Genomic DNA, 20,770 nt, shown 5'->3' with positions numbered 1-20,770 from the left:
CCGGTCCTCATGCACTGTCACGTGCGGACTCGCGGCCCTGAAGGAACCGGAGATTGTGGAAGACCGAGTGGAACCGGAGCGCACCACGTGCGCATCCGAAAATTGGTTCCCCGGAAGTCTACCCGTTCCGGTTCCCGTGGCGTTATTCGAGTGCCATGGCTCGCTTCGCAGCACCCGTCACACCCGCTCGAAGCGACGTCACCCGGTGCGGCGTTCGTGCCCCTCGGGACCGAAGCTCTCGGGCACGTCGTCATCGCCCGATGCGTCGCCGTCCACGGCCTCCGGGTCATCGGCGCTGTCCACGGAATGCCCGGAATTCCGGGCCACCTGCATGGCCACCGCTTCCTTGACCGGGGTGTGCTCCGCGGTCGCGGGCACGGCGTCGTCGTTGCCGTGGGACCACACGCGGCCCGAGGCCACCGGGCCGGTCATGGGGCCGGTCGCCTCCGCGGGCTCTTCGCGCGGACCACGCTCCGGGTCCACCCCGGCCTCCACGTACTGGTACTCGATGTGTTCCTCGACCAACCGAGCGGCCAGCGTGTTGTCCCCAGCCAACACGGCGGAGAAGATGGCCTGGTGCTCGGCCCGGATCCGGTCCACGGTCTTGGACCACAGCGGCACGTGGCCCACCAAGGCCATCGTGTACTCGTAGATCGAGTCGCGCAGCGCCGACATCAACGCGGCCACCAGAGTGTTGTCCGAAGACTTCACCAATGCGATGTGGAAGCTCACGTACAGGTGGTGGAACTCCTTGAGAGAGATGTCATCGCGGCCCATCTCCCGCAGCAGGGTCCGCAGTTCGCCCATCGCGGGCGAGCGGTTGTCCGCATTGGTCAGCGCCCAGGTCTCCAGCAGCACCCGCGTCTGGACGATGTCACGCAGCGGGTAGTCCGCCGTGGCCATGTGCAACTGCAGTGCGGGGCCGGCCGAGGCCGCGGGCTCCCGGACGAGCATGGGCAGGATGGTCTTGCGGCTGCCTTCGTACAGCCGCAAGACACCCTGCGCCTCGAGGATCTTGAGTGCCTCACGCATGGTGCCGCGATGGACCCCCAGAACGGATGCGAGATCCCTGTCGGACGGGAGTTGCTGACCCAGTACCAGGTTCCCGTCGAACAGTTCGTTCTCCAACCATTGGAGGACTCGTCTATGCGTGGCCATGCTCTTTACCCTACGTGTATCCGCGAACTCAGATGACGCCTTGAGCGAGCATCGCGTCCGCCACCTTGATGAATCCGGAAATATTCGCTCCCGCAACGTAGTTGCCCGGCAGTCCGTACTCCTCCGCGTTCTCCGCGCAGGTGTCGTGGATTCCACGCATGATCTCGCGCAGGCGGTCGTAGGTGTAGTCGAAGGACCACGAGTCACGCGAGGCGTTCTGCTGCATCTCGAGCGCCGAGGTGGCCACACCACCCGCGTTGGCGGCCTTGCCCGGGGCGAAGAGCACATCTGCACTCTGGAAGAGACGGGTGGCCTCCGCGGTGGTGGGCATGTTGGCGCCCTCGGCCACGGCCACCACGCCGTTGCTCAGCAACGCCTTGGCGTCCTTGCCGTGCAGTTCGTTCTGGGTGGCGCACGGGAGCGCGACGTCGGCCTTGATGTCCCACACGGAGCCCTTGCCGACGGGGATGAACTTGACGGAGTCCCCGCGACGCTGGGCGTATTCGCTGATGCGGGCGCGTTCGACGTCCTTGACCTGCTTGAGCAGATCCAAGTCGATGCCGTTGGGGTCGTGGATGTAGCCGCTGGAGTCGGAGGCCGTGACGACCTTCGCCCCGAACCGCTGGGCCAGTTCGGTGGCGTAGATCGCCACGTTGCCGGAACCGGAGACGGAGACGGTCTTGCCGTCCAGGTCGTCATTGCGCGAGGCGAGCATGTCCTGGACGAACATCACCGCGCCGTAGCCGGTGGCTTCCGTACGGACGAGCGACCCCCCCCAGGACAGGCCCTTGCCCGTGAGCACACCGGATTCGTAGCGGTTGGTGATGCGCTTGTACTGGCCGAACAAGAAGCCGATCTCCCGGCCACCCACGCCGATGTCACCCGCGGGAACGTCGGTGTACTCACCGATGTGTCGGTAGAGCTCGGTCATGAAGGACTGGCAGAAGCGCATGACCTCCTCGTCCGAACGCCCCGCCGGGTTGAAGTCCGAACCACCCTTGCCGCCGCCGATCGGCATGCCGGTCAAGGAGTTCTTGAAGATCTGTTCGAAGCCCAGGAACTTGATGATGCCCAGGTACACGGACGGGTGGAACCGCAAGCCGCCCTTGTACGGGCCCAAAGCGGAGTTGAACTCGACCCGGAAACCACGGTTGATCTGCACCTTCCCCTGGTCGTCGACCCACGGGACACGGAAGATGATCTGCCGTTCCGGCTCACAGATCCGCTCGATCACGGAGGCTTCCAGCAGCTCGGGGCGGCGGGCGATCACGGGACCGAGGGACTCCAGGACCTCGTCGACGGCCTGGATGAACTCCTTTTCACCGGGGTTGCGCATGACCACGGCATCGCGCACGGGCTGCAGTTTTTCGTCCACCTCAAGCACCTCTCATCGGGTTGTGTCCTGCACGGGGCGTCAAGCAGCCACCGCAGGTTCGGGTCCAACACACGAGTGTGTCAGACTCCGAGGCCTCACGGGCACCGTGAGCAGATGGTTACCGACGACGACGTCTGAAGACGTTCGACAGGAAACCCCCGCGGGAGGCCTCTGCTTTCGTCTGCACCGGTGCGCCGGCGGAGGCGAGTTCCACCTCGGCCGCGACCGGATCGACGACCTCTCCCGTTCGCACCCCGGCTTCGGACCCGACGACGACGCGCGGCGCGTCCGGCGTCGTCGTACCGGTCGTGGCCGTCGGAGCCTTGCCGCTCAGGGTCGAGAGCCACTGAAGGGCCGGTTCGAGGCCTTCAGGACACAGGGTGTAGAACCTCTTCTGCCCCTCGGCACGTTGTTCGACCACCGCGGCCTCCCGGAGGATGCGCAGGTGCTTGGACACCGTGGGTTGGGAGACGCCGACCTGGTCCACCAGATCACCGACCGGTCGCTCACCGTCCCGCAGGGCTTCCAGGATGGCGCGACGGGTGGGGTCGGCAAGAACCGAGAAGACGTCCTGAATCATTCGACCGACAATAGCCACTGGATCGACGCGGGACGCGTTACTCAGGGGCTCAGTCGTACCAGGGGTCCAGACCCCACTGGGGAAAGACCTCCCTGCGAGTGGCCATGATCACGCGGTCCGTGTCGTCGTCGGGGTCGAATCCGACCTCCCACGAGCGCCACCAGAGATCGACCTTGTCCCCCATGTACTCCCGCGGATTGCCCCCGTAGGTGTCCTTGACGTAGTCCCGCCAAGAGGCCGGGATCGGGGTGGTCACGGGCAGAGGCTTTCCGCTGGCGACGGCCACAAGGTGGGACCAGGACCGGGGAACGACGTCGTAGCAGTCGTAACCGCCCCCGCCCGTGGCGATCCAGCGTCCTTCACAGAACCGGTCGGCCATCTGCGCCACGTGCATCATGATTTCGCGCTGCCCGTCGATACTCACCCGAAGGTGGGTCAAGGGATCGGAGAGGTGGGAATCGCACCCGTGCTGGGACACGATCACCTCCGGGCGGAACTGCTCCACCAGGGACGGAACCACCGCGTGGTAGGCACGCAGCCACTGGGCGTCCTCGGCGGTGGGTGGCATGGCGATGTTCACGGCCGTTCCCATGGCTTCGCCGCTGCCGATCTCGTTGGCGAACCCGGTGCCGGGGAACAGGGTGATGCCCGATTCGTGGATCGAGATGGTCATGACGTCGGGGTTGTCGTAGAAGATCGACTGGGTGCCGTCCCCGTGGTGACCGTCGACGTCCAGGTACAACACCCTCTTGACCCCGTTGTCGAGCAGGTGCTGGATGGCCACCGCACAGTCGTTGTAGACGCAGAAGCCGCTGGCCTTGTCCGCGAACGCGTGGTGCATGCCCCCGCCGAAGTTCACGGCACGGACAGCCGTACCGTCCAGGATCGCCTGGGCGGCTTGGAACGATCCCCCGGCCAACCTGGCGGAGGCCTCGTGAATTCCCGCATACCCCGGGGTGTCCTCCGTGCCCAGACCGCTCTCCGGATGCGAGACGGTGGGATCCGCGCTGATCGCACGCACGGCCTGGACGTAGTCATGGGTGTGAGCCAGTTCAAGGTGGGCGTCTGCGGCCACCTCCGGAACCTCGACGGTCACGGACTCCCGCTTGTCCAACCCGTACTCCTGCACCAACCGCCAGGTGGCATCCAGACGCGACGGATGCATGGGGTGGTAGGAGCCGAAGTCGTAGTTCAGCAGCTGTGGGCTCCAGAAGAGCCGGGTGGGGCGCGGGGCTACTGTTGGCTGGGTCACAGAACTTATTGAACCACCGACACCTGACAAACCGTGACGGGCCGCTGAATCGTGACGGACGCCTCGGCATCGAGAACTTTTGGTCCCGAAACGGGAAACGAATGGAGAGAATCGAGTAATGAGTTCGATGGCGTCATACTGACACCCGAACTCACACACCCATTCATGGGCGGCTGAGTACCGGCCACACATGTCACACTCCAGGAGATCACGTGCCGCAGACACTCGGGGCCCGCGTCCCAGCGGCCGAACGGACGCGAATGCGCGCCACCCTGGGTGGTACCCGTGACCTGATCGACCGCGTCGCCCAGACCTCACCCGCGCGGCTCGCGGTCCTGGTCTTCGCCGCCGTGGTCGTCGTCTTCACGCTCCTGTTGTGGTCCCCCATCTCCTCCCAGGACGGCAGGTCGACCACCCTGATCGACGCCCTGTTCACGGCAACCTCCGCCGTGACCGTCACGGGTCTCACCGTGGTGCCCACCGCCGACCACTGGTCGATGGCGGGCCAAGTGATCATTCTTTTCGCCATCCAGATCGGCGGCCTGGGCACTCTGACCATGACCTCCATCCTGGCCATGGCCATCGGCCGACAACGGGGCCTGCGGTCCAAGCTCATCACCCAGGAGGCCCTCAACGTCGGCCGCCTGGGTGAGGTCGGCTCGCTGCTGCGCACCGTGGCGATCACGTCAGTGGTCATCGAAGGCACCCTGGCCATCATCCTGACCGTGGGCTTCCTGCTGGCGGGCGAACCCCCGCACACCGCCTTGTGGCACGGGGTGTTCTACTCCATCTCCGCATTCAACAACGGCGGGTTCACACCGCACTCGGACGGGTTGGTCCCGTACTTCGACACCGCGGCCCACACCTGGTTGATCCTGTTCCCCATCACCCTGGGGGTGCTGCTGGGCTCCCTGGGCTTCCCCGTGATCCTGGTTCTGCGTCAGGTCGGATGGTTCAAGTTCTCCCGCTGGAACCTCAACACCAAGCTCACCGTGGTCACCACCTTCGCCCTCCTGCTGCTCGGATGGGTGCTGTGGTCCGCTTTCGAATGGAACAACGCGGCCTCAGTGGGTGCCGAGAACCCGCTGAGCAAGACGTTCCACGGGTTCTTCGCCTCGACCATGATGCGATCCGGCGGATTCAACCTGGTGGACATGAACGAACTCGAGCCGATCACACTGCTCATGACGGACGCGCTCATGTTCGCCGGCGGTGCCCCCGCCTCGACCGGCGGCGGCATCAAGGTGACCACACTCGCCGTCGTCGTCCTGGCCATCCTGGCCGAAGCGCGCGGCGACCGGCATGTCATTGCGTTCCACCGTTCCGTGCCGGAGGACGTGCTGCGGATCGCGATCTCCGTCATCGCCATGGGTGCGACGATCGTCCTGGTCGCCACCGGCGCCGTGGTCGCGATTTCCGGTGCTTCCCTGGACCGTGCGCTGTTCGAGGTGATCTCCGCTTACGCGACCTGCGGCCTGTCCGTGGGGCTGTCCGGGGAACTGAGCGAGGTCGGCAAGTCGGTCATCGTGGTCGTCATGCTGGTCGGACGTATCGGAACCACCACCGTGGCCACCGCCCTGGCACTAAGGTCCAGGCGGAGGCTGTATCAGTACCCGGAAGAGAGGCCCATCATTGGCTGAGCGTCACAACAAGTCCCACGACGTCCCCGTCCTGGTCATCGGGATGGGTCGCTTCGGGACGGCCACTGCCCTGCAGTTGGTCACGCAGGGGCGAGAGGTCATGGGCGTCGAACGCGATGCCACCCTGGTCCAACAACTCGCCGGGCACATGACGCACATCGTCCAGGCCGAGGCCACGGACATCGAGGCGCTGCGCCAACTCGGTGCCGCGGAGTTCCGCCACGCCGTGGTGGGCGTCGGCACCTCGGTGGAGTCCTCCGTGCTCATCACGGCCAATCTCGTGGACCTGGGGATCGAACGGATCTGGGCCAAGGCGATCAGCAAGTCCCACGGCAAGATCCTCTCGCGTATCGGCGCCCATCACGTGATCTTCCCGGAGGCCGACGCCGGCCGCCGCACCGCTCACCTGGTATCCGGGCGACTGTTGGACTACATGGAGTTCGACGACGATTTCGCCATCGTCAAGATGCACCCGCCGCGGGAGACCCAGGGCTTCACGCTCGCGGAATCGGACATCCGCGCCAAGTACGGCGTGACCGTCGTGGGTGTGAAAACCCCGGGTGAGGACTTCAGCTACGCCACACCAGAGACCACCGTGACCTCCAGGGACACGTTGATCGTGGCCGGGCACGTGCAACTCATCGAACGCTTCGCCGCCCGCCCGTAGCGTTCCGCCCTCCATCTCGCCCTCACCCTTGCGCCGAGTTCGGGGTTGTTCCGCCTATTTGAGCGAATAGGCGGAACAACCCCGAACTCGGCGCAGTAGATTGGGGGCAGGGGTTCTGGATCGGGGGGTGGTGAACATGGCGCGGAGATGGCGGCGGTGGGCGGTTGTCACGACGGCGGTGGTCGGGGTGCTTGCGCTTGCGGTGGTGGCTCTGAATTGGGGTCGGATTCGCGAGGCGGTGAACGACCGTGCCGCGAGCAGCGCGGTGAGCGAGGCCGCACGCAGCCCGGAAGCTGCGGAGAGCGCCATGGATCCGGCGCCGGTTCCTGAGATCGGCGAGCTCACCGTCACCGGGGAGCAATCCCTGGGCGAGCGCAGCACGCGCTACCGGGTGGAGACCGACCTGATCCCGGCAGAGGAAACCGACGGTGGACAACCTTCCGTGGTGGTGACCCTCCCCGAGGACTACGACGAATCCCGCGACTACCCCGTCTTGTACTTGCTGGCCGGCACCGCAGAAGGCGAGACCCCTGCAAAGTGGGTGGACAAGGCAGCCGTGGAGGACGCCACGGCCGACCTGGACGCCATCGTGGTGGCCGTGGACGACGGCTCGTACGGCTGGTACTCGGACTGGACCGTCCCGGGCGATTCCGCGCGCGCCTGGCGATCTTTCCACCTGGAGCAGGTGGTCCCCTGGGTCGATTCGACCTTCCCCACGATCGACGACCCGCAGTCCCGCGCGATCGCCGGGGCGTCGGCGGGCGGATTCGGCGCCATGACCTATGCCGAGCAACGTCCGGATCTCTTCGGATCTGCCGCCTCGTTCTCCGGCCTGCTGTCCTTCGACGCCCAAGCAGACCGGGAGTTGGTCTTGGGTGAGGTCTACGGGTTGACCGGTTCGGCGCACGATCTTTTCGGCAACGGCGAGCGCACCACCCAGGCGGACTGGGCGGCCAACGACCCGTCCAAACACACGGAAGCCTTGAGAGGGACGCCGGTGCGGGTCTACACGGGATCGGCCGACGACTTCGAGTCCCGGTTGGCCAGCACCTCGGAGACCTTCGCCCGCGCGGCCGAGGACTCGGGGGCGGAGGTCACCGTGACGACCTACGGCGACCTCAACGACGCCGGGGCCGAGACTCCCGCGGGAACCTGCGGCGAGGGGCACGAGTGGACCTGCTGGTCCATGGCGCTCAAAGACTGGGCATCCGACCTGCAGGCGCAGTTCGACCCAGAATGAGCGTTCCGGGGCGCCGAGACCTCCGTCAAAGCCCTGAATCCTGGTGAAGATGGGCTCTCACGGAGGTCTCGGCGCGAAGACACAAGCGGGTCAGCCGCAGAACTCCTCTTCCATCTGGTCGCCGCGGTTTGCGGAGGCGGCCGCGGCGTCGGCCACCAGTTGCTCCACTCCCCCGTCCAGGAACGTGTTGATCGCCCGCTCCGTGGTTCCGTTGGGGCTGGTCACGGCCTTGCGCAAGGCCTCGGCGTCGGCGTCGTCCGGAGAGAGCAGCACACCGGCACCGCTCACGGTCTCCTTGGCCAGCACGCGCGCGACCTCCGGATCCAGTCCCAGCTTCTCCCCTGCCTTCTGCATCATTTCCGCAAGCAGGAAGACGTAGGCGGGTCCGGACCCGGAAACGCCCGTGACGGCGCGCACCTGGTTCTCCGGCACCTCGACCACTGTCCCCACCTGCGCGAGCACCTCCCGAACGATCGCCAGTTGCTCAGGGGTGGTGTGGTGACCACCGGTCACGGACACGACACCGCGCCCCACCGACGACGGCGTGTTCGGCATGCTGCGCACGGTCGGCTGCCCGTCCGCAAGGTGCTCGGCCATGGCGTCCAGGGTGATCCCCGCGGCCACGGAGACCACGACGGTCTGCGGATCCAGCGCTTCCCGGATCTCGTCGCACAGCTCGAGGATCGCGTACGGCTTGACTCCCAACAGGACCAGATCGGCACCGTCGACGGCCCGAGCGTTGGCGTCGGCGTCAGCTTCCGATGACAGGACCTGAACGCCCGTTTCCTCGGCCAGGCGGCGGGCCGAGTCCGCCGACCGTGTGGTGGCCCGTACCCGGTCGGCAGGCACACCCGAGGCCAGGACTCCGCGCAGGATGGACCCGTTCATGGACCCGGTCCCCAGGAAGGCGATCACGGGGGCGGTGTTCTGGGGCATGGGGATTCCTCTCATGAACGACGTCGTACAGATCTCACGCTCGGTTCAGCGTGTGCCTTCCTTGGTATCAGGCACCGAGCCCGGGGCGGAAATGCCCGCGGGCGAACGCGAGAGACTCGGCAAGCATGGACGCGCGTTCATCCTCGTCCTTGGCCGAACGCGTGTTGACCTCCACCCCGATCACCCCGTCCCACCCGTGATCGGCCAGAAAGTTCAGGGACTCGGCCACGGGTTGCTGCCCGTGGCCGGGGAGCAAGTGTTCGTCGGAGGTTCCGCCGTCGTTGCCGTCGGTCAAGTGGATGTGGCCCAGCCGCGGTCGCAGTTCCCGGATGGCTTCCAAGGAGTTGACCTGGGCGATCGAGGCATGCGAGAAGTCCCACGTGACCCAGTCGTAGTCGAACTTCCGGGGGTCCCAGTGCGGGCGGTACATCTGCAGTTCCTTGCCAGCCAGGCGCCACGGGTACATGTTCTCCACGGCGATCTTCACGCCGGTCATCTCGGAGAGCGCCCGGACCCCCTCCACGAAGGACTTCCCGTACTTGGGTTGCCAGGCAAAAGGCGGGTGCGCGACGACGACCTCGGCCCCGGTCTGCTCGACCATCTTGGCGGCCATCTGGATCTTGGTCCAGGGCCGACCCCACACCTGCTGCGTGAAGAACAACGTGGGGGCGTGGATCGCCGAGATCGGCACCTGGTACTGCTGGGAGGCGTCCAACAGTTCGTGGGTCAACTGGGTCATGCGCTGATGGGTGACCAGCACCTCGACCGAGTCGTAGCCCAGCTCGGAGGCCACCCGGAAGGTTTCGGGTGGATCGGCCAGGAACAGGCAGCTGGTGGAGAGCGCCACGTGCTGACGTGGCGCGCCCCCGTCGGATTCGGGCATCTCAGGCATTCCTTCCCACGATGTCCGCCGGTCGGTTCCGGGCGGCTTCCGGGTCCACGTTGAGGCGGTCCAGACGGCGCAGGATCACACCTTCACGCAGGGCCCAGGGACAGATCTGCACGGTGTCCACGCCCAGCATGGTCATCGCGGTCTCGGCCACAACGCCCGCGGCCAGCATCTGTGCTGCCCGGCTCTCGGAGACGCCGGGCAACTCGGCGCGTTCGTCGGCCGTCATGGCCTCCATCCGCCGGGTCCACAGGCGCAGGTCCTCCAGGTGCATGGGGCGCGGAACGTACGGGCCCTGGTCCTTGGGCGCGGCCCCACAGATCCGGGCCAGGGACCGGAAGGACTTGGAGGTGCCCACGGTCAGGTTTGGTTCGCCGACGGCCTTGACGGTCTCCACCGCGGGGGTGAGCAACCGGTTGACGTGCTGGCGCAGACGTTTGGTCTCGGAGGGCAGTGCGGCCTGGCCGTGGATGAACCGACGGGTCAACCGGGCCGCCCCCAAGGGGACGGAGACCGCCGCGGTGGGCAGTCCGTTGTCGCCGATGGCCATTTCGAAGGAACCACCGCCGATGTCTAGGTCCAGGATCCGGCCGGCACTCCACCCGAACCAGCGGCGGACCGCCGAGAAGGTGACCGCGGCTTCCTGGTCTCCGGAGATCTCGATGAGGTTCACCCCGGAACGGGACTTGACGTGCTCGAGAACCGCATCCCCGTTGCCCGCCTCCCGGATGGCCGAGGTGGCAAAGGCAAGGAGGTCGTCGGCGTCGTTGTCCGCGGCGAAGTCGCGGGCCTCGGTCACGAAGTCCGTCAGGACGTCCCGGCCCCGTTCGCTGATGTTCCCGGCCGCGTCCAGGTACTGGACCAGGCGCAGATCGGTCTTGTGCGAGGCGTAGGGCACGGGTTGGGCGCCCGGATACACGTCGAGCAACAAGAGATGCACCGTGTTGGACCCGACGTCCAGGACCCCCAGCCGCATACCTGTGACCTTACGCCTTGGACCCGGCGGTGCTGCGCTTGCGCGCGCCCGTACCGGAGCGGGAGGAGGCCGTGGACTTCTTCCGCGTCGTGGACCGAGCCCCGCTCTTCTTGGGCGCCGGGCCCTTCGCCCGCTTCTCGGACAGGAGCTGGCTGGCCCGTTCCGGGGTCATCTGCTCCACGGTCTCCGAGCGCGGCACGGTCACGTTGGTCTCGCCGTCCGTGATGTACTCGCCGAACCGGCCTTCCTTGATGATCATGGGGCGCTCGGTGATCGGGTCCGTACCCAGGTCCTTGAGCGGAGGCTTGGTGGCGCCGCGACCACGTTGCTTGGGCAGGGCGTAGATCCGCTGAGCCTCTTCGAGCGTGATCCCGAAGATCTGGTCCTCGCTCTGCAGCGAGCGGGAGTCCGAGCCCTTCTTCAGGTAGGGGCCGTACCGCCCGTTCTGGGCGGTGATGACCTCGCCGTCCTTGTCCGTGCCCACTTCGCGCGGCAAGGAGAGCAGCTTGAGCGCGTCCTGGAGCGTGAGTTCCTGCATGTCCATGGACTGGAACAACGACGCCGTACGCGGCTTGGGTTTCTCGATCTTCTTCGGCTTGGGATTGCCGTTCTTGTAGTACTCGGTGGGGATCGCGTCGAGCTCCTCCTGGGTGGGCTCCGGGATCACCTCCGAGACGTAGGGACCGTACCGGCCGTCCTTGACCACGATGCTCCGGCCGGTGTCCGGGTCGGTTCCGAGTTCACGGCCGTCGGCCCGGCCGATCTCCATGAGTTCGGTGACCTTCTCCGGCGTGAGTTCGTCCGGGGCCAGGAAATCCGGGACGTTGGCCCGCACGGGGTCCGTGACCTCGCCGGTGTCCGGGTCCACCGATCCACCGGTTTCCAGGTAGGGACCGTACTTGCCCACACGCAGCGTCACGTCCTCCGTGAGGCGGATGGAGTTCAGCGCCCGTGCGTCGATGTCGCCCAGGTCGTCCACGATGGGCTTGAGGCCGTTGTCCGCGCCGTCCTCACCGAAGTAGAACCGCTGCAACCATTCCTGCCGGTCCTCCTCGCCGCGGGCGATCCGGTCCAGGCCTTCCTCCATCTCCGCGGTGAAGTCGTAGTCGACGTAGTCGGAGAAGTGTTGTTCCAGCAGACGCACCACGGAGAACGCCGTCCAGGACGGGATCAACGCGGTGCCGCGCACCTTGACGTAACCGCGGTCCACGATCGTGGAGATCACGGCCGCGTAGGTCGAGGGACGGCCGATGCCCATTTCGTCCATGGCCGCCACCAGGGAGGCCTCCGTGTAGCGGGCGGGGGGACGCGTCGAGTGACCGTCGGCGGTGACCTCCGCGGCCTCCAGTGCGTCGCCCTCCTCCATCTGCGGGAGACGCTTGTCGCCGGACTTCGCGTCGTCCTTGTCCGTGCCGGTGTCCCGGGCAGAGTCCTTGGCCTCCTGGTAGGCGGAGAGGAAGCCGGGGAAGGTGATCACGGTTCCCGAGGCGCTGAACTCGGCGACCCGCCCGTCAGTGGCGGTGGCGCCCAGGCGCACGGTCGCGGTGAAGCCCTTGGCATCGGCCATCTGGGAGGCCACGGTGCGCTGCCAGATCAGTTCGTAGAGCTTGAACTCGTCCGCCGACAACTGCGAGCGCACCTGGTCGGGGGTGCGGAAGTGGTCCCCGGCGGGGCGGATGGCCTCGTGCGCCTCCTGGGCGTTCTTGGACTTGGAGGCGTACCGACGCGGGGAATCCGGAACGTAGTCCCCGCCCCACAGTTCCTGTGCCTGACGACGCGCGGCGTTGACGGCCTGCGTGGACAGGGCCACGGAGTCCGTACGCATGTAGGTGATGTAACCGTTCTCGTACAGGCGCTGGGCCACCTGCATGGTCGAACGGGAGCTGAAGTGCAGCTTCCGCGCGGCGTCCTGCTGCAGCGTGGAGGTCGTGAAGGGGGCCTTGGGCCGGGAGACGTACGGCTTGGTCTCCTGGGAGACCACGGTGAACTGGGCTTCGGCCAGTCCCTCGGCCAAGGAGGTGACGTCGGCCTCGTCCAGGTGCACCACTGAGCCGGGCTTCTTCAGGGCGCCGTCGTCGTTGAAGTCCTTGCCGCCGGCCACCTTGCGGCCGTCCACGGAAACCAGGCGGGCCCCGAAGCTCGACCCGGCGTCCGGACCGGTGGTGCAGGTGAACTGGCCGTTGAGGTCCCAGTAGTCCGCGGCGACGAAGGCCATGCGTTCGCGTTCGCGCTGAACCACCATGCGGGTGGCCACGGACTGCACGCGACCGGCCGAGAGACCGGAGGAGACCTTGCGCCAGAGCACGGGTGAGATCTCGTAACCGTAGAGCCGGTCCAGGACACGGCGGGTCTCCTGGGCGTCGACCAGGTCGATGTCCAGGTCACGGGCTTCCCCGAAGGAGCGCTCGATGGCTTCCCGGGTGATCTCGGGGAAGGTGATGCGGTAGACCGGCACCTTGGGCTTGAGCACCTCGTACAGGTGCCACGCGATCGCTTCGCCCTCACGGTCACCATCCGTGGCCAGGTAGAGGGCGTCGCATTCCTTGAGCTTGCGCTTGAGCTCCGTGACCTTCTTCTTCTTGTCCGTGTTGACCACGTAGTAGGGCTCGAAGCCGGAGTCCACGTCCACCGCGAACTTGCCGTACGGGCCCTTTTTCATCTCCGTGGGCAGCTCGGACGGCTGCGGAAGGTCGCGGATGTGCCCCATGGAGGAATCCACCTCGTAGGCATCACCCAGGTACCCGGCGATGGTCTTCACCTTCGACGGGGACTCCACGATGAGCAGGCTCTTGCCTGTTCCCGTGTTCTTGTTGGCCACAGTCTCTCCTCAGCGCAGCACCCCCGACGGCGGTCGTTCAGTTGCCGTCGGCGGGATCGGTCGCGGTAGCTGGACGGCAATGTACCGCCCGGAAGCTCCGCTCCCCTACCCTAACGGCAGGACTGGGGCGCAACGTCCGATCCTCCGCGCACTGTGACGGCGACGGCGCACACACTCGGGGCCCGCCGTCACGTTGACGGCGGGCCCCGAGTGAAGTGCGCGACGGGAGGGTCAGTCCTCGTCCTCGTCGTCGCCGGGCGTGACCTCACCGGTGGCTTCGTTCGCCGAGATCGGGAAGGCGCGGCCCGAGACCTGCTCGGGTTCGATGACCACGAAGTACGGCTTGAACGTCCGGATCCACGGGCGCAGATTGAGTTCCTCAGCCATCTCGAACTCCGGGCCGTCCTCGATCCGGCGGGCACGGCCGTGAACCACCACGGAGGAGACCTCCAGGTGCTCGGCATCCAGACGCACCTTGCGGTCGGCTTCGAAGGCCACGTTGTTGTTGACCACCAGGGAGGCCAGCTTGGAGCCCTGCGCGGTGCGGAACCACAGCTTGCGCTGGTGGACCACGAAGTTCACGGGGAAGATGTCGACCACCCCGGAGACCACGACGGCCAGCCGACCGAACGGCTCCGAATCCAGCAGTTCCCAAGCTTCGTCACGGGACAGTTCGCGGTATCGGTTCTCGGTGCTCATGCCCCTATTCTTCCACCCCGCGGCTCCGGGGTCAGCCCTGGAGGCCACCCGCGGAGGATGTTGCTTCGGGCACCAGGAATCCGTCGATCAGCAGGTGCCGCGTCTCCTCCAGAACGGCCTGCCCCTCCGGGGATTCCGGGGCCGGTTGTTCCCACTCCAGCAGGGCGCCCAGGGCGGTCACGATCTGGGCGACGGACAGCTCACCGTCGCAGGCACCGACCAGGCCGGCAGTGGCCGAGGTGAGAACGTCCGTTCGCTGAAGGCCCGCGCCCTGCCGCAACAGAATCACCGACGGGTCCTCGGCCCCCGGACGCAGGTGCCGTTCCTCCGTGACGTGCTCCGGTACCACCAGGTGCAGATCGGTCCACCGGTCGCCCAACCGGTCCAGGAGGTCCTGGCGCTGGTTCGTGGCGGCCAGGACTTCCGCCACGGGCTGCTGCACGGGGTGGGTCAGGCTCTCGAAGCGACGACGACGCTCCCGCTCGCCGTCCGGCCGCGCGTCGTCCGGCCGTTCCAGGCGCACGTAGCCGAAGCCGACACCTTGCACCGCACGGGAGTCGAAGTCCCGCAGGTAGTCGGAGTAGGAGGCTTCGTAGGCCTCACTGTCCAGGTGTTCGGAGGCGTCCCGCAACCAGGTCTCGGCGTACTCCTGGGGAGATTGGATCTCCCGCTGGATCACCCAGGCGTCGAGGTCCTCGGGTACCCAGGACCGCACGTTCCGGTCCCAGTCCCGGGCGGGGTCCGACGCCGTGATTTCCCAGTTGGCCAGCAGGTGTACGGTCGCGCCCGGGGCCATGACGGTGTGCAGCGACCCGATCAGTTCCGCCACCAACCGGTCTCCCGGGCGGCCACCGTCGCGGTAGGTGTAGCGATCGGAGTCGGCCTCACCTGCCGTTCTGGGCGTGATGACGAACGGCGGGTTGGTGACCACCAGGTCGAACTGCTCCCCCTTGACCGGGTCCAGGAGGGACCCGTGACGCAGGTCCACCCTCTGCCCCAGGTCCTCGGGGTCCAGACCGAGGGTCGGTGCGTTGAGGACCAGGTTGAATCGGGTGAAGGCCAGGGCTCGTTCGGAGAGGTCCGTGGCCACCACGTGCTCGGCGTGGGACAGCAGGTGGAAGACCTGCACGCCGCACCCCGTTCCGATGTCCAGGGCGCGATCCACGGGGCGGCGCTCGGTGATCTGCGCCAGGGTGAGGGAGGCGCCCCCGATTCCCAGGACGTAGTCGTGCCGCAACGGACCCGGCCGTTGGAAGGAGGTCAGATCGGCGGTGACCCACAGTTCCAGCCCGTTGTCCGCCGAATGCAGGTCCAGGTCGACCAGGCTGCGAACCGTCCCGACCTGGTTCCGTTCGACGAGCCCGAGGTCCACCAGGTCCTGAACGGATGCACCCTCCAGCGCGGCTCCGAGGTCGGCCTCGACCACGGGACGGGCCAACACGAACAGGCTGATCAGGCGCCCCACGGGAGCTTCCGTGCCCGCCCGCCGGTGGGCCTCCAAGGCCAGCAGGGCGGGCGTGGCCTGATCGCGGCTCAACGCCTGGACGGCTGGCTCCCCCAGGTACTCCCGGAGCCCCGCCGCGGTGAAGGAGGCGGCCGTCAGCGCGGAACGCAGGCGGGCCACCGCCGCGAGGTCCTCGGAACGCGGGGCGTCGATCATCGGGCGGCCTCTTGGTCAGGGACGGGGGCGTGCTGCGCCGGGCCGCAGCCTTGCGGGCAGGTCAGGCCGTCGTCGTCGTGGACCTGAACGTGGTCCGCACAGGCCAGGAAGCGTCTGTGGCAGGTCACGTCCGAGCAGTTGACGAAGGTTCGGGCGGGGGAACCGCAGACGTCGCACGTGCCGATCACGGCGGCCTCGGGTGAGAAGTCGATGGCACCGCGGGCGTCGAACACGGCCAGTGACCCTTCCCAGAGTCCCGAGTCCTGCCTGGCCTCCCCGTAGCGAACGATGCCGCCGTCGAGTTGGTAGACCTCCTGGAAACCGCGGCTGAGCATGAGCGCGGACAGGAATTCGCACCGGATGCCGCCCGTGCAGTACGTGACCACGGGCTTGTCCTTGAGGTCGTCGTACCGGCCGGATTCGAGTTCGCGGACGAAGTCGTGGGTGGTTTCGACGTCGGGAACGACGGCGCCCTTGAACTTCCCGATGCGGGACTCCCAGGCGTTGCGCCCGTCGAAGAAGACCAGGTCCTCCCGTTCTGCGGCCAAGTGATCGAGTTCGTCCGGGCTGATGTGGACGCCACCGTCGATCACGCCGTCGGGCCCGACCTTGACCTCACCGGGGGCGCCGAAGGCCACCAACTCGTCCCGCACCTTGACGGACAGGCGCGGGAAATCGGCCGCGCTGCCGTCGGACCACTTGAGTTCCATGCCCTTGAACCCCGGGTAGGAGCGCGTGATCTTGGCGTACTGCTTGAGGGCGTTGACCTCCCCGCCCACGGTGCCGTTCAGTCCGTCGGGCGAGACCAGGATGCGGCCCCGCAGTTCAAGGCGTTCGCACAGTTCGCGCTGCCACAGTGCCACGGCCTGCGGATCGGGAAGCGGGGTCAAGCTGTAGTAGAGCAGAATGCGGTTCACTGACACGGGGTCAAGGGTATGCCTTGCGACCGCGCGCCTCGACGGCCCCGCGGCTGCTGACTTGGCCGCTCCCCGGGAGGTCTGAGGCTCTCAGCCGAGGCGGAAACTGCGGCCGGTCACGCGTGTGGGCACGATCTCGACGAACTCGATCTTCTCGGTGTCCAGCCAGGGCTTGAGGTCCAGGGAGCGGGCGTGCTCCAACTCCTCGTTGTCCGTCAGCTGTCGCGCGGAACCGCGGGCCAGGACCGACCAGGCGCTGTCACCGGCGACCCGGTCGATTTCGAGGGCCACCTTGCCCGTCAGTGTCAGGCGGAAGAGCTTGGCCCCGCGTGCCGTCCGGAAGTAGAGCTTGCGCCCGTCCGCCACGAAGTTGATGGGCGTGATCTCGATGTCCTCGTCGTCCATCGTGGCCAGCCGACCGAATCGCGCGGCTTCCAGGTACTCCCAGCACTGGTCCTCGGTCAGGGCTTCGCTGGCCCGCTCCTGCTGGTGTGCGTCCTGGTCCTCGGGTAGCGGCGCAGGGTTCATCATACTTCCGGTGCTCATGTCTTGATTCTTGCACTGCGTCCGACCGGTCTCACCAGAGTTGCCCGATTCTTTACACGCCTGCGTTTGCGTGGCTGTCTTTGCGTGCTCGCCCGGGTACCGGGACGGTGCAACGGGTCGGGCGGTCATGCGGTCGGAGCGGGATGGGAGAATACGGCGGTGCCCGTTCACGACTCCCTGCTCCCGCTGCTCGGACGAGGCGACGCCCCCGAAGAGGTCCGCCACGTGCGAGAGCTGCCGGCCCGCGACGCCGTGACGGCGCCGTGGCCCAGCAACGTGCACCCCGACGTCGTCGCCGCCTACGCAGGTCTGGGGATCCACGAACCGTACCGACATCAGGCGCAGGCCATGGGGGCCGCCGCCGAGGGGCACGTCGTGATCGCCACAGGGACCGCCTCCGGGAAGTCCATGGCGTACCAGGCACCGCTGCTCTCCGCGATTCATTCGGGTCGGCTGAAGGCGCAGGCCGCCCCCGGTGTACTCCAGCACGCGGAGGAAGCCACTGCGCTGTACCTGGCCCCCACCAAGGCGTTGGCCGCGGACCAGTTGGCCTCCGTGCGGGCGCTGTCCTCCGGGCTGATGGTCCGCGCGGATTCCTACGACGGCGACACCCCTCAGGAACAGCGACGTTGGATCCGGGACCACGCCGACCTGGTCCTGTGCAACCCGGACATGCTCCACGCAGGTGTGTTGCCGAACCATCCCCAGTGGAGCCGGTTCCTGCGGAGGCTGCGCTACGTCGTCGTGGACGAATCGCATGTGTACCGGGGCGTCTTCGGCTCCCACGTGGCCAATGTTCTGCGGCGGCTGCGGCGCGTGGCCGCACTGTACGGGGCCAATCCGGTGTTCATCGGCGCCTCGGCCACCTCTTCCGGACCCCGGCAGTCCTTTGCGCGGTTGATCGGTGTGGATGCAGGGGCGGTGGAAGAGGTGACCCGGGACCACTCCCCGCACGGCCCCGTGACGGTTGTGCTGTGGGAGCCGGAGCAGTCCGGGGCCGAGGGGGAACACGGTGCCCCGACCAGGCGCAGCGCCATGTCCGAAGCCGCCGACATGCTCACCGACCTGGTGCTCAAGCAGGTCCGGACCCTGGCGTTCGTCGGGTCCCGGCGTGGGGCGGAAACGGTCGCGCAGATGGCGCACCGTCAGCTGGACGAGGTGGAGCCGGGCCTGTCCCACCGGGTGGCCGCCTACCGCGCCGGTTACCTCCCGGAGGAACGCCGCGAGTTGGAGGCACAACTGGGCGATGGCCGGCTCCTGGGCCTGGCATCGACCTCCGCCTTGGAGCTGGGGATCGACGTCGCGGGGCTCGATGCGGTGCTGGTGGCCGGTTGGCCGGGAACTCGTGCGTCGTTCTTCCAACAGATCGGGCGTGCGGGCCGTGCCGGGCAGCAGGCGCTGGCGGCCTTCATCGCCCGGGAGGACCCGTTGGACACGTATCTGGTGAACCATCACGAGGCGATTTTCGACATCGACGTCGAAGCCACGGTGTTCGACCCCTCCAACCCCTACGTCCTGGCACCCCACCTGTGCGCGGCGGCGGCCGAGCAGCCGCTGTCTCCCGAGGACATGGAGGTCTTCGGCCCCACCGCTGCGGACATCGTGGAATCCCTGGTGCGGGCCGGTCAGCTACGACGGCGCCCGACCGGGGTGTTCTGGACCCGCGCCGAGGACCCCGCGTCGATGATCTCGATCCGCGCCGAAGGTGGCGGACCGCTGCAGATCATCGAAACCGACACCGGCCAGGTCCTGGGTTCCATCGGTACGGGTCAGGCCCATCAGCAGACCCACCCGGGTGCGGTGTACGTGCACCAAGGCCGGTCCTACGTGGTGGACGAACTCGACCTGGAACACCACGTGGTGGCGGTGACCAGGGCGCACCCGGACTACTACACGACGGCGCGGGACGTCACCTCCGTGAAGGTCCTGGAAGAGCGGCGACGGGAGGTCTGGGGACCGGTGACCGTGCACACGGGCTCGACCCAGGTGACCTCGCAGGTGGTGTCCTACCAACGCAAGGCTGTTCCGGGCAACGAGATCATCGGCGAGGAGCCGTTGGACCTCCCGCCCACGGATCTGTTCACCACCTCCGTCTGGTTCACCGCCCCCGCACCGGTTCTGGCGGCCGCCGGAATCGAAGAACCCGACCTCCCCGGAGCTCTGCACGCCGCCGAACACGCCATGATCGGTTTGTTGCCGTTGCTGGCCACCTGCGACCGGTGGGACGTGGGGGGCCTGTCGACCGCACTGCACGCTGACACCGAGCTGCCCACGATCTTCGTGCACGACGGCCACCCGGGAGGCGCCGGATTCGCAGAGCGGGGGTACGAACTCGCCCGCACCTGGTTGAGCGCCACCAAGGACGCGATCGAGTCCTGCGAGTGCGAATCCGGATGCCCCTCCTGCGTGCAGTCACCCAAGTGCGGCAACCGGAACGACCCGTTGGACAAGGCCGGAGCCATCGCGTTGTTGAAGGCTTTTCTGGATCATGCACCCGCCTGAGCCGCGAAGGGGCTGTCCTCGGGTGGTCCGGCCCTGCTGACGTTCTTCGCCTGCCCGAGCGGGGACAGGACACCGGGCAGGTCGATGCCCACGGTCACGTCCACCGTCGTGAGGTCGGGCTCCACCAGGGAACACTCGAGCAGCTCTGCCCCGTTCTCCTCGGCCACCCGTCGAGCGGCGTCGCACGGGTCTCCGGGAACCAGCCCCCTGGCGGTGTCGGCCGCGGCCAGTGCCGCCAGGTCGGCGGCGTTACCCGCCCGGTGTTTGAGCACCCCGGCCTGACCGACCAGCAGGACGCCGCCCAACAGGAAAATGGCCACCAGAACGATGATGAGTCCGAAGACCGTTCCTGCACCATGGTCCTGGTGGTCCGGGGGCACAGGGTGGTCGACGTCATTGTTCATCGAGGACCACCCCCTCGGTGATGGTGGCCGCGGTGGCGGACAGTTCCAGACCGCCCCAGTCCGCGAGGATCCCGGGAGCGGGGACGATCACTTCGGCTTCCGCCCGGCCGTCCCGGATCTCGACCGAGACCTCGGCAGAGTCTCCCGCGATCGAGCGAGCCTCGTGGACGGCCGTGGCTTCACTTTCCCCGCGGGCGACGACGCGTGCCGCCGCGCCCGCTGCCTCCTCACACCGCACCTGGATGGTCGCCGCCGCGCCGCCTGCGAGGACGACCGCGAGCGTGAGGACGATCGCCGGGAACACGATGGCCGTCTCCGCGGTCACCGCACCGCGGTCTTTCGAGTGGTCCTTCGGGTGGTCCTTCGAGTGGGAGGACTGGGATCGAGCGCGGTGGCGCGGATCACTCAGCGAGCCGTGCAGGCGATTGATGATGTGCGCGAACATGGTGGGCCTTTCTGGGTGGGTCCGCGGGTGACCGATCGGTTCCGCGAGAGTCGTGGGCGGGGTCGG

The 20,770-nt window shown here is 67.3% G+C and carries 18 protein-coding genes; 4 read left to right on the top strand and 14 right to left on the bottom strand.

The window, feature by feature from the left end; genetic code table 11:
- Window positions 1–198: 198 nt before the first annotated feature.
- The 4 genes from GWK18_RS03415 to GWK18_RS03400 form a co-directional block, all read right to left on the bottom strand.
- Window positions 199–1,158: an FCD domain-containing protein gene (locus tag GWK18_RS03415; protein ID WP_123823466.1), complete on the bottom strand. Its 960-nt coding sequence runs from the start codon at window positions 1,156–1,158 to the stop codon at window positions 199–201.
- Window positions 1,159–1,186: 28 nt separating this feature from the next.
- The gene (gdhA, locus tag GWK18_RS03410; protein WP_123823467.1) at window positions 1,187–2,533 is read right to left on the bottom strand and encodes an NADP-specific glutamate dehydrogenase; all 1,347 of its coding nucleotides are present in this window, start codon (window positions 2,531–2,533) and stop codon (window positions 1,187–1,189) included.
- 118 nt (window positions 2,534–2,651) lie between these two features.
- Complete coding sequence (locus tag GWK18_RS03405; protein ID WP_123823468.1) at window positions 2,652–3,113, bottom strand: metalloregulator ArsR/SmtB family transcription factor; 462 nt, start codon at window positions 3,111–3,113, stop codon at window positions 2,652–2,654.
- 49 nt (window positions 3,114–3,162) lie between these two features.
- Window positions 3,163–4,374: an acetoin utilization protein AcuC gene (locus GWK18_RS03400; protein WP_348535830.1), complete on the bottom strand. Its 1,212-nt coding sequence runs from the start codon at window positions 4,372–4,374 to the stop codon at window positions 3,163–3,165.
- Between the two features lie 251 nt (window positions 4,375–4,625).
- Here GWK18_RS03400 and GWK18_RS03395 point away from each other — a divergent pair, with 251 nt between their 5' ends.
- From GWK18_RS03395 to GWK18_RS03385, 3 genes are all read left to right on the top strand, one after another.
- Window positions 4,626–6,005, top strand: a complete 1,380-nt coding sequence (locus tag GWK18_RS03395; RefSeq protein WP_123823683.1) for a potassium transporter TrkG — start codon at window positions 4,626–4,628, stop codon at window positions 6,003–6,005.
- Window positions 5,998–6,672, top strand: a complete 675-nt coding sequence (locus GWK18_RS03390) for a TrkA family potassium uptake protein (protein WP_267900131.1) — start codon at window positions 5,998–6,000, stop codon at window positions 6,670–6,672. The genes GWK18_RS03395 and GWK18_RS03390 overlap by 8 nt, the downstream gene beginning before the upstream one ends.
- 265 nt (window positions 6,673–6,937) lie before the next feature.
- Complete coding sequence (locus tag GWK18_RS03385; RefSeq protein WP_166833245.1) at window positions 6,938–7,912, top strand: alpha/beta hydrolase-fold protein; 975 nt, start codon at window positions 6,938–6,940, stop codon at window positions 7,910–7,912.
- A gap of 90 nt (window positions 7,913–8,002) precedes the next feature.
- Here the strand turns inward: GWK18_RS03385 and proC are convergent, their stop codons facing one another.
- From proC to GWK18_RS03345, 8 genes are all read right to left on the bottom strand, one after another.
- Window positions 8,003–8,848 carry a pyrroline-5-carboxylate reductase gene (proC, locus tag GWK18_RS03380; protein ID WP_166833243.1) on the bottom strand — a complete coding sequence of 282 codons (846 nt, stop codon included), beginning with the start codon at window positions 8,846–8,848 and terminating at the stop codon, window positions 8,003–8,005.
- A 67-nt stretch (window positions 8,849–8,915) separates the two neighbouring features.
- Window positions 8,916–9,731, bottom strand: a complete 816-nt coding sequence (locus GWK18_RS03375) for a sugar phosphate isomerase/epimerase (protein WP_166833241.1) — start codon at window positions 9,729–9,731, stop codon at window positions 8,916–8,918.
- A 1-nt stretch (window position 9,732) separates the two neighbouring features.
- Window positions 9,733–10,713 carry a Ppx/GppA family phosphatase gene (locus GWK18_RS03370; RefSeq protein WP_166833239.1) on the bottom strand — a complete coding sequence of 327 codons (981 nt, stop codon included), beginning with the start codon at window positions 10,711–10,713 and terminating at the stop codon, window positions 9,733–9,735.
- Window positions 10,714–10,723: 10 nt separating this feature from the next.
- Complete coding sequence (gene topA / locus GWK18_RS03365; protein ID WP_166833237.1) at window positions 10,724–13,531, bottom strand: type I DNA topoisomerase; 2,808 nt, start codon at window positions 13,529–13,531, stop codon at window positions 10,724–10,726.
- 231 nt (window positions 13,532–13,762) lie between these two features.
- A complete protein-coding gene (locus GWK18_RS03360) occupies window positions 13,763–14,230 on the bottom strand; it encodes a pyridoxamine 5'-phosphate oxidase family protein (protein ID WP_123823475.1) in 468 nt (155 codons plus the stop codon).
- Between the two features lie 31 nt (window positions 14,231–14,261).
- Window positions 14,262–15,890, bottom strand: coding sequence for a methyltransferase (locus GWK18_RS03355; protein ID WP_166833235.1), 1,629 nt, complete (start codon window positions 15,888–15,890; stop codon window positions 14,262–14,264).
- Window positions 15,887–16,813, bottom strand: coding sequence for a rhodanese-related sulfurtransferase (locus GWK18_RS03350; protein WP_166833233.1), 927 nt, complete (start codon window positions 16,811–16,813; stop codon window positions 15,887–15,889). Before GWK18_RS03350 ends, GWK18_RS03355 begins: the two co-directional genes overlap by 4 nt.
- Before the next feature lie 84 nt (window positions 16,814–16,897).
- Window positions 16,898–17,353, bottom strand: a complete 456-nt coding sequence (locus tag GWK18_RS03345) for a pyridoxamine 5'-phosphate oxidase family protein (protein ID WP_233568570.1) — start codon at window positions 17,351–17,353, stop codon at window positions 16,898–16,900.
- A 159-nt stretch (window positions 17,354–17,512) separates the two neighbouring features.
- On the opposite strand from GWK18_RS03345, the gene GWK18_RS03340 reads away from it, so the two are divergent.
- Window positions 17,513–19,855 (top strand): DEAD/DEAH box helicase, encoded by a 2,343-nt coding sequence (locus GWK18_RS03340; RefSeq protein WP_166833231.1) that lies wholly within the window; start codon window positions 17,513–17,515, stop codon window positions 19,853–19,855.
- On the opposite strand, the gene GWK18_RS03335 is transcribed toward GWK18_RS03340, so the two are convergent.
- On the bottom strand, window positions 19,840–20,259 hold the full coding sequence (locus GWK18_RS03335; protein WP_123823479.1) for an Rv3654c family TadE-like protein: 420 nt from the start codon (window positions 20,257–20,259) through the stop codon (window positions 19,840–19,842). The two genes, GWK18_RS03340 and GWK18_RS03335, sit on opposite strands and share 16 nt — an antisense overlap.
- A complete protein-coding gene (locus tag GWK18_RS03330; RefSeq protein ID WP_209280895.1) occupies window positions 20,249–20,704 on the bottom strand; it encodes a TadE family type IV pilus minor pilin in 456 nt (151 codons plus the stop codon). The genes GWK18_RS03335 and GWK18_RS03330 overlap by 11 nt, the downstream gene beginning before the upstream one ends.
- Window positions 20,705–20,770 lie beyond the last annotated feature (66 nt).

It is taken from the genome of Kocuria sp. JC486 (assembly GCF_011602805.1).
Taxonomy (GTDB): domain Bacteria; phylum Actinomycetota; class Actinomycetes; order Actinomycetales; family Micrococcaceae; genus Kocuria; species Kocuria soli.
The sequence above is the reverse complement of the archived record's forward strand: the minus strand, read 5'-3'. Positions and strand labels throughout refer to the sequence as shown.